The sequence below is a fragment of the Streptomyces swartbergensis genome (genome assembly GCF_002148965.1).
GTDB lineage: Bacteria > Actinomycetota > Actinomycetes > Streptomycetales > Streptomycetaceae > Streptomyces > Streptomyces swartbergensis.
In genome coordinates, this window is the sequence record NZ_NGFN01000387.1 from 1 (window position 1) to 7,737 (window position 7,737).

Consider the following 7,737-nt stretch of genomic DNA (forward strand, 5'->3'; position numbering starts at 1 on the left):
CCACCGGCCGTCCGATCGTCTACAGCATCAACCACCGGCCGTCYGATCGTCTACAGCATCAACCCCAACAGCTTCCACGCCCCCACCGGCGACAAGTACAACTGGGGCGAGATCGCCGACCTGTGGCGGACGACCGAGGACCTGCTCGACATCTGGCAGAACGGCAACACCAACAGCTACCCCATGGGCGTCGGCAACGTCCTGGACGTCACCGTGCCCCTGGCCGCTCAGTCGGGCCCGGGGCACTGGAACGACCCCGACATGCTCGTCGTCGGCCGCCCCGGTCTGTCACTGACCGAGTCCCGCTCCCACTTCGCCCTGTGGGCACTGCTCTCGGCCCCGCTCATGGCCGGCAACGACATCCGCACCATGTCCGCCGACGTGAGCGCGATCCTGCGCAACCCGCGGCTGCTGGCGGTGAACCAGGACCCGCTGGGAGCGGGCGGTCGCCGGGTGCGCGACGACGGCGACACCGAGGTGTTCGCCAAGGCCCTGTCCGACGGCTCGGTCGCGGTGGGCCTGTTCAACCGGGGAGGCGGTACGGCGACGGTCACCACCACGGCCGCTCAAGTCGGCCTGTCCGGCGGGTCGTTCACCCTCACGGATCTGTGGACCGGCGGCACGTCGAGCACGTCCGGGCAGATCTCGGCGAGCGTCCCCGCGCATGGCGTGGCCGTGTTCCGGGTGAGCGGGGGCAGCCCGCTGGCCGCCACCACCTCGCGATGGCGCGGCAACGCGTCCGGCCGCTGCCTGGACGTGGACAACGCCTCCACCGCTGCCGGGGCGACGGTATTGATCTGGGACTGCCACACGGCCGCCAACCAGCTGTGGACCACGTGGGCCGGCGGCGAGATCCGCGTCTTCGGTGACAAGTGCCTGGACGCCTCCAACCAGGGCACCACCAACGGCACCCGAGTCGTCACGTGGCCCTGCAACGGCCAGAACAACCAGAAGTGGACCGTCGGCTCCGACGGGTCGATCCGCAACGTCCACTCCGGACTGTGCCTCGACGTCGACCGGGCCGGCACCGCCAACGGAACGCCGCTGGTTCTGCGGACCTGTAACGGCCAAGCCAACCAGAGGTGGACCCGCGCGTGACACACCCCGTTCCGGCGAGGTTCGTCAGGAACAACGGCTGCACCCCGCAGAACCCGCCCGAGCCGGCGCAGGGCAGCCTGACGCACCGGGTCACCACCTACTCGGGGTGCTCGGCCGGGTATCCGGTGGCCTGGGCCGCGTTCGACGAAGGACACATCCCCGCTCCGCAGGACGGGGGCCGCAGGTGACAGCGACAAATCCACCGGCGTCCGGGTCGGGCCGTCCGCGCACAGCGCGTCGGCCACTGCGACGAACGCATCCTCTCGCGCGGACAGAGACCCGTAGAAGCCGTCCGAAAGCGTGACAGTTGCGCGAACGCGTTCCGTTCGCCGGCCTGCGCCAGCACACTCCACGGCCTTCCTCGTGGAGTCCTGGATCTCGTCGCAGAGTTCAGGATTACGGGGAAGGCCGCCCGCATACCCTGCGAGTGGTGCAGGCATTACACGCACACTGCCGAGTCGATGCGGCCCATGCACTGAGGTGGGGTCTCGGTTGGTCAGCCCGCTGTCGGGCTCTGCGGGACCTGCGCTCGCGTGAACCCGTGGCTCCGCTCCACTTTCGCCACATGCAGCGTGTAGCTCTGGTACCACTCGGCTCGCCCGCGCTTTTGTGCCGCGCGGTGCTCGGCGTTGGTCCGCCACTCCGTGAGGGCTTCGGCGTCGCGGAAGTAGCTGACGGTGATGCCCAGCCCGCCAGGAGTCTGGGCGTGGTCCATCCCCAGGTACCCGGGGACGTCCTTCACCAGGTCTTCCAGGCGTGCGTCGGTCTCGCTGAAGCCGCATTGGTCCTGGGTTCGCACCGTAGTGAAGACAGCCGCGTAGTAGGGGGGTTCATAAGCCTCGACGGGCACAACGGGCGCTTCCGAGTGACTGCCCATGGCCCCACCGTAAGGCGGGATGCGCCGCCGCGCGTACACCTCTATTTCGATCTTCATCCGTGGGTCGGCGAGACCGCACATGAGCATCGTGGCGGCCGGCTGAACGTCGCCGAAGTAGCGGCGCAGGACCGGCCAGCAGGCTTCGAAGTCTTCGCGGTCGGGCAGTAGGTAGCGCACGCGCACCACGTCGGCGAAGGTGCACTTCGCCTCGGCCAGTGCGGCCTCGATGTTGCGCAGGCACTGCTCGGCCTGCTTCACCACGTCGTCGGCGATCGTCATGGTGGCGTAGTCGAACCCGGTCGTCCCGGACACATGCACCCAGTCGCCGTCGACCACGGCACGGGCATAGCCGATCTGCTCCTCAAAGGCCGAGCCGCTGAGGATCGCGTGTCGCTCTGTCATGCGCCGAACGCTAAATGGCCGGCACTGATACGTCTAATACGGCCGCATGCATGACCTGATATCTCTAGGCGTATGGAGCGCCCCGAACTCCCCCTACCGCAGCTGCACGCCTTCGTCGTCCTCGCCGAGGAACTCCACTTCGGCCACGCGGCCGCCCGCCTGGGCATCGCCCAGCCGCCGCTGAGCCAGCAGATCCGCCGCCTGGAGGACAAGGTCGGCCACGCGCTGTTCACTCGCGTCCCAGGGCGTGTCACCCTCACCGCAGCCGGCAGCGAACTACTGCCCGCCGCGCGGCGGGCACTGACCGACCTCGCGGACGGCCTGGCCTCAGCCCGGGCCGTCGGCAGTGGCCGGGCCGGCCGCCTACGGATCGGCTTCGCCGCCTCCCTCGCTCTGACGGTCCTGCCCGGCCTTCTGCGCACCTTCCGTCACCAGTTTCCTGGCGTGCACCTGGACATCCACGAGATGACCACCGCTCCGCAGATCGCCGCCCTGCATGACAAGACGATCGACATCGGTCTGCTGCGCGAACCGCCCACCGACGAGACAGAGCTCGGCTTCAGGACGGTACTCAGCGAGCCGTTCGTGGCCGTGCTGCCGGCCACCCATCCTCTTGCCACCCAACGGACCGTGCAGCTTGCACAGTTGGCGGACTCGCCCTTCGTGCTGCTGCCCCGCACGGTCGGCCCGCCACTGCACGACCAGATCATCGGCCTGTGCACCGCAGCAGGGTTCACACCGCAGGTAGTCCAGCACGCGGTGGAGTGGCAAACCGTGTGCGCCCTCGTGGAAACCGGTCTGGGCGTCTCCCTGGCCCCGGCGAGCATCCGACGCATCCGCCTCAAAGGCGTCGCCTTCCGCAGGACCGAACCCGGCACCGCCCGCACACGAGTGGCCGTCGCCTGGCGCGAGAACGACCATAATCCCTTGGTCACACGCCTGCTGGCGACCATCAGCCAAGATCCGCCGGACAGGCCCTAGCGACCTGAGTCGGAGATTCGTCGGCAGTACGCGGCGACTCTGTCGAGGATCTCGTCGGCGGTCTTCGTCCAGACGAAGGGCCTTGGGTTGTCGTTCCAGTCGGCGAGCCAGCTGCGGACGTCGCGTTCGAGGGCCTGGACGGAGCGGTGGACACCGCGTTTGAGCTTCTTTGTGTCAGCTCGGCGAACCACCGCTCCACCAGGTTCAGCCACGACGAACTGGTAGGCGTGAAGTGCAGGTGGAAGCGTGGGTGGGCCAGCAGCCACTTCTTGATGGCGGGTGTCTTGTGGGTGACGTAGTTGTCGAGGATGAGGTGGACGTCGAGGCCGGCGGGGACTTCCTTGTCGAGCTTGGCCAGGAACTTCTTGAACTCGACGGCCCGGTGGCGCCGGTGCAGGGAGCCGATCACCTTGCCGGTGGCGACCTCCAGGGCGGCGAACAGGGTGCCGGCGCGGAAGTAGTCGTGACTGCGGCGTTCGGGGGTGCCGGGGACCATCGGCAGGACGGGCTGGGACCGGTCGAGGGCCTGGATCTGCGACTTCTCGTCCACGCAGAGCACCAACGCTTTCTCCGGCGGGTCGAGGTAGAGGCCGACGACGTCGCGGACCTTGTCGATGGACAACGCGTCCGTGGACAGCTTGAACGTCTGCGACCGGTGCGGCGCGAGCGCGAACGCCCGCCAGATCCGGGAGATCGCGGACTGCGACATGCCCGTGGCCGCCGCCATCGACCTTGTCGACCAGTGAGTGGCGTCTTCGGCTTCTCCTCCAGCGTCTTGACGATGACCCGCTCGACATCCGCGTCGGTGACCTTCCGCGGGACACCCGGCCGTGGCTCGTCGGACAGGCCGTCCACACCGCGCTCGAGGAAACGCCGCCGCCTCGTGCGGACCGTGTCCGCACTGATCCCCAGCCGACGTGACACCCGTGCCGGGCCAGCACCTCAGCAGGTCCTGGAGGGCGTCGAGGACCTGGTAGAGGGTCAAGCCGGTGTTTGGGCTTTTGAGTCGAGCCGCCGCAGAGCGCATGCGGGCGCACCACGCGCGCGCCGCCAAGACCCTGGCCGTGCAGACCGAGCCGGGCGGGTAGTTCTGGGGCTGGGTCGGGCGCACCCTGGGTGCCCCGGGCCTGCACCGCCGCCGGAGAGCCCGCCTGGCTGCGCCTGGTGGCCGCACTGGAGAACAAGGCGTCGGAGAAGCTGTGGGACGGCGCTTTGGACGCACAGCACGCCTTCGGCGACCTCGACGGGCACCGGGCCGCACTGCTGGGGGTCCACGATGCGGTCGTCGACGGCACCGCGTACCGGGCGGAGCTATCGGCCCGCGTCGACCAGCCGGTCCTGTCCGATGATCCGATCCTGCAACACGACCCCCAACTACCGGACTCCTGGTGGACCGACCGACAGGGACGCTGGAGAAGGTGGCGGCGGTCGGCAGTCATCGCCTCGCCGTGCGCGAGCAGTACATGAACCGAGCTATCCCCCGAGTTTGTCGGGATCGAGGCCCCGGCCGTGACCTGTTGGACCACAGCCCATGCGGAGACCTGCACTGGCGAACGTCAGCGCGCCTCTGCGGATTCTGGACTGGGAGGGATGGGGTCACGCCCCTGAGGGCTTCGACGCCGCCACGCTCTACGCCTACACACTGCTCCAGCCGAACGTCGCCGCCCGCGTCCGCACCGCCTTCCCGATCCTGGGCAGCCCGGCCGGCCTAGCCGCCGAAGCGACCGTGTGCACCTTGCTCAAGCAGACCATGAGCCGCGGCGACAACCTCATCCTCGAAGGCCCGCTGAGGGGCTGGGCCGAGGAACTGATCCGCCGCTGACACGAACTGCAGGCCGGACACGGCGCTCGGCATCGAGGTCTAGACGATTAGGTCCTATGTTTGACTGGCCCGCCGGTCAAGTGCTGGCTCTGTCTCGGCGGTCGCGCCTCGATCGCGTCGCACGGGATCAGGTCGGGTGGGAAGTCCACGTCACCGCTGTCCCACCTCATCATCCGGCCCTATTCCTTGCGTCATTGGGTGCGAATGTGTGGGTGGTGCCCCCGTGGGTGCTGAGCATCGTCTCCATCGGTGGCCTCTAGGTCAGGATCTGGCCTAGAGGCCACCTAGCGTCAGAACGAGCAGCACGCACTCAGGAGGGCAGCGGATGACCGAAAAACCGATCCCGGACGGCTACCACACCGTCACGCCGTGGATCATCTCGCGCGACACAGCCGGGCTCATCGACTACCTGAGGGAGGCGTTCGACGCAGAGGAGATCGCCCGGGTCGTCGGGGACGACGGCCGGATCGGGCACGCTGAGGTACGGATCGGCGACTCGATCGTCATGCCGTTCGACGCGCCGCCACACTGGCCGCCGACGCCCGCCTTCCTGCGCCTCTACGTCGAGGACGCCGACGCCGCGCACCGCAGGGCCGTCGCGGCCGGCGGTACGTCCGTGACCGAAGTGACACACCTCTTCTTCGGCGACCGGGTCGGACGGGTACGCGATCCGCTGGGCAATCTGTGGTGGCTCCAGACGCGAGTGGAGGACGTCAGCCCGGAGGAGATGGAACGCCGTCTGGGCGACCCGAAGTGGGCCGAGGCGATGGCGTACGTCCAGGGTACCGACTTCTTCCCGGGGGCCTCCGGCTTCGGGGGATGACTCACCTCCGCGCGGGTGGGGCGCAGGCCCCGAGCCCCGGTACCTGAGCCGCCATGCTGCCCGCCGGTGGTCGGCACCACTGCATCCAAGAGGAGAAGGGGTGTCCAAGATCGTCGTGCTCAGCCGTCCTTGCCCTGCGAGGGTTCCGAATGCAGGCAATACGCCCACCTGGACGCTGAGCCGACGTGTCCCATACACCGCCGGTAGGTTCCGCGCTCCCGAACGGGGTCGCGGCCGTCCGCGCATCCCGGACACGTCACCACAGCGTGGCCGATGCAAAAGCTGAGCACCCAGCCGTCGCCTTTGGCAGCCATGCCTGCCATCTCAGAAACCTCGTCTGCTGAGCGTTCACCACCGACGTTGCCGGTCTCGACCGCCAGATAGACGGCGAGGCAGTCATCGGTGCCACAGACGACAGCCACTCCTGTAGGCATCATCCGCTCTCCTCCCCAACACGGCACGCGCAGCGACGACTTCAGCCGCGACCTGCCTACGCTGGAAGAACTGCTGGAACTCTGGCTCGCCTACACCGAACTCGACGAGCGTTTCCCCGGCATCCACCGCAGGAACATCACCTTGCTGGAGTCACTCGTCAAGTGTTATCGAGCCTCTCGGAACTCCGAAGGCGTCAAACGGGAAGTCCCAGAGTTCCTGGTCAGCCTGTCGGGCCGCCGTGTGCCCCGTCGCGTGGACTTCCTCAGAGGCCCTGAGGTACTGCGGGGGTTTGCGTCCTCGTTCAGACGTTACAGCCTGACCTCACTCGCCAAGCAGGCTCTGAGATGACGGACGTGCGCAGATCCTCAGCTCACGCTGCCAAGCCCTGGTCCGGATACTCGTCACCCATCGCCTTGAACGCGACATCCGGCCTGCGCAGCAGGCTCGTCGCAGCGGCCGTACGTGTCTGGGGTTTGAACGGGGCTGTCGGCGGGTCTGTCTGGTGGGACCGATGTGACAGCATGCCAGGCGCCCTCTCTCACGAGGGCGCCTCGTCAGTCAGTCGGCGAAGTCCTTCCGGGGGCTCGTCAGCGAGGTGCGTATGCCACTCGCTCGAAGGGCCACTCGCGAGCCACCCAATCGCTGACGACGCGGTAGAGCTCGGCGTCGAGTGTGGCGTGGTCCGCACCGACCCAGGAACGGATGTCGGTGACACCGGGCTCGTGGCGTGAGCCGTATATGTAGACGCAGCCGATGACGTCACCCCCGGGGTCGGACACAACGGTGTAGGTGAAGCCCACGCGCCGGTCGAAGTCCTCCGCGTGCTGGCGTAGGTCGTCGAGGTTGGCCTCCAGGGTCATAGGGCCTTGACCCGGAATCTTGGACACGGGCTATGCGGCTTGGGTCAGGGTAGTTGATGTTGTGTCGAGTGCTGTCTCGTAGGCGATGGGACTGCGTTGTCCGAGGCGGGAGTGACGGCGTCGGGTGTTGTAGCGGTTGAGCCAGCCGAACGCGTCGAGGCGGGCCTCGCGTCACTGGACCATGTCTTGCGGCCCTGGAGCGTCTCGCGTTTGAACGTTGCGTTGAAGGACTCGGCGAGTGCGTTGTCCGCGCTGGAGCCGATCGCGCTCATGGACTGGCGGACGCCGGCCTGGCGGCAGGCGTCGGCGAAGGCCTGGCTGGTGTACTGAGAGCCGTGATCGGTGTGCATGACCGACCCGGCGAGGCTGCCGCGAGTCCGTTCGGCAGCGGCCAGGGCGTCGGTGACCAGGTCGGTGCGCATGTGGTCCGCGATCGCCC

The 7,737-nt window shown here is 68.0% G+C and carries 8 protein-coding genes and 4 pseudogenes; 7 read left to right on the plus strand and 5 right to left on the minus strand.

The features are described from left to right. Together CA983_RS37400 and CA983_RS37405 are read left to right on the plus strand one after the other, a co-directional pair. Positions 1-1,098 (plus strand): RICIN domain-containing protein (locus CA983_RS37400; protein WP_208637122.1); only part of this gene is annotated, 1,098 nt, incomplete at its 5' end. 17 nt (positions 1,099-1,115) lie between these two features. Further along, a pseudogene (locus CA983_RS37405) lies at positions 1,116-1,274 on the plus strand (cellulose binding domain-containing protein); the annotation flags it as partial. Between the two features lie 320 nt (positions 1,275-1,594). Here the strand turns inward: CA983_RS37405 and CA983_RS48475 are convergent. Both CA983_RS48475 and CA983_RS48480 read right to left on the minus strand, forming a co-directional pair. After that, positions 1,595-1,975, minus strand: coding sequence for an antibiotic biosynthesis monooxygenase family protein (locus CA983_RS48475; protein ID WP_244207259.1), 381 nt, complete (start codon positions 1,973-1,975; stop codon positions 1,595-1,597). A 24-nt stretch (positions 1,976-1,999) separates the two neighbouring features. Then, positions 2,000-2,377, minus strand: a pseudogene (locus CA983_RS48480) (RidA family protein); the annotation flags it as partial. A 72-nt stretch (positions 2,378-2,449) separates the two neighbouring features. On the opposite strand from CA983_RS48480, the gene CA983_RS37415 reads away from it, so the two are divergent. After that, positions 2,450-3,358, plus strand: coding sequence for a LysR family transcriptional regulator (locus CA983_RS37415; RefSeq protein ID WP_086605183.1), 909 nt, complete (start codon positions 2,450-2,452; stop codon positions 3,356-3,358). Here CA983_RS37415 and CA983_RS37420 read toward each other — a convergent pair. Next, positions 3,355-4,300: pseudogene (locus CA983_RS37420) on the minus strand (IS630 family transposase); the annotation flags it as partial. The gene CA983_RS37415 and the pseudogene CA983_RS37420 overlap by 4 nt on opposite strands. Positions 4,301-4,474: 174 nt before the next feature. Here CA983_RS37420 and CA983_RS48485 point away from each other — a divergent pair. The 4 genes from CA983_RS48485 to CA983_RS46420 all read left to right on the plus strand — a co-directional run bounded on the left by CA983_RS48485 (position 4,475) and on the right by CA983_RS46420 (position 6,786). After that, a complete protein-coding gene (locus CA983_RS48485) occupies positions 4,475-4,825 on the plus strand; it encodes a hypothetical protein (RefSeq protein ID WP_244207257.1) in 351 nt (116 codons plus the stop codon). Between the two features lie 64 nt (positions 4,826-4,889). Continuing rightward, positions 4,890-5,180 carry a hypothetical protein gene (locus tag CA983_RS48490; RefSeq protein ID WP_244207258.1) on the plus strand — a complete coding sequence of 97 codons (291 nt, stop codon included), beginning with the start codon at positions 4,890-4,892 and terminating at the stop codon, positions 5,178-5,180. Between the two features lie 325 nt (positions 5,181-5,505). Then, on the plus strand, positions 5,506-6,003 hold the full coding sequence (locus tag CA983_RS37430; protein WP_086605184.1) for a VOC family protein: 498 nt from the start codon (positions 5,506-5,508) through the stop codon (positions 6,001-6,003). 402 nt (positions 6,004-6,405) lie between these two features. Beyond that, positions 6,406-6,786 carry a hypothetical protein gene (locus tag CA983_RS46420; RefSeq protein ID WP_158101930.1) on the plus strand — a complete coding sequence of 127 codons (381 nt, stop codon included), beginning with the start codon at positions 6,406-6,408 and terminating at the stop codon, positions 6,784-6,786. Positions 6,787-7,025: 239 nt separating this feature from the next. Here CA983_RS46420 and CA983_RS37440 read toward each other — a convergent pair whose 3' ends face one another. Together CA983_RS37440 and CA983_RS37445 are read right to left on the minus strand one after the other, a co-directional pair. Continuing rightward, complete coding sequence (locus CA983_RS37440) at positions 7,026-7,298, minus strand: GNAT family N-acetyltransferase (RefSeq protein ID WP_208637123.1); 273 nt, start codon at positions 7,296-7,298, stop codon at positions 7,026-7,028. A 30-nt stretch (positions 7,299-7,328) separates the two neighbouring features. After that, positions 7,329-7,737 (minus strand): annotated as a pseudogene (locus CA983_RS37445) (transposase); the annotation flags it as partial.

Coding starts and splice junctions, on each gene's coding strand:
- CA983_RS37415 (WP_086605183.1), top strand. CDS start 2,450: ATGGAGCGCCCCGAACTCCCCCTACCGCAGCTGCACGCCTTCGTCGTC.
- CA983_RS37430 (WP_086605184.1), top strand. CDS start 5,506: ATGACCGAAAAACCGATCCCGGACGGCTACCACACCGTCACGCCGTGG.
- CA983_RS37440 (WP_208637123.1), bottom strand. CDS start 7,298: ATGACCCTGGAGGCCAACCTCGACGACCTACGCCAGCACGCGGAGGAC.
- CA983_RS48490 (WP_244207258.1), top strand. CDS start 4,890: ATGCGGAGACCTGCACTGGCGAACGTCAGCGCGCCTCTGCGGATTCTG.
- CA983_RS48475 (WP_244207259.1), bottom strand. CDS start 1,975: ATGGGCAGTCACTCGGAAGCGCCCGTTGTGCCCGTCGAGGCTTATGAA.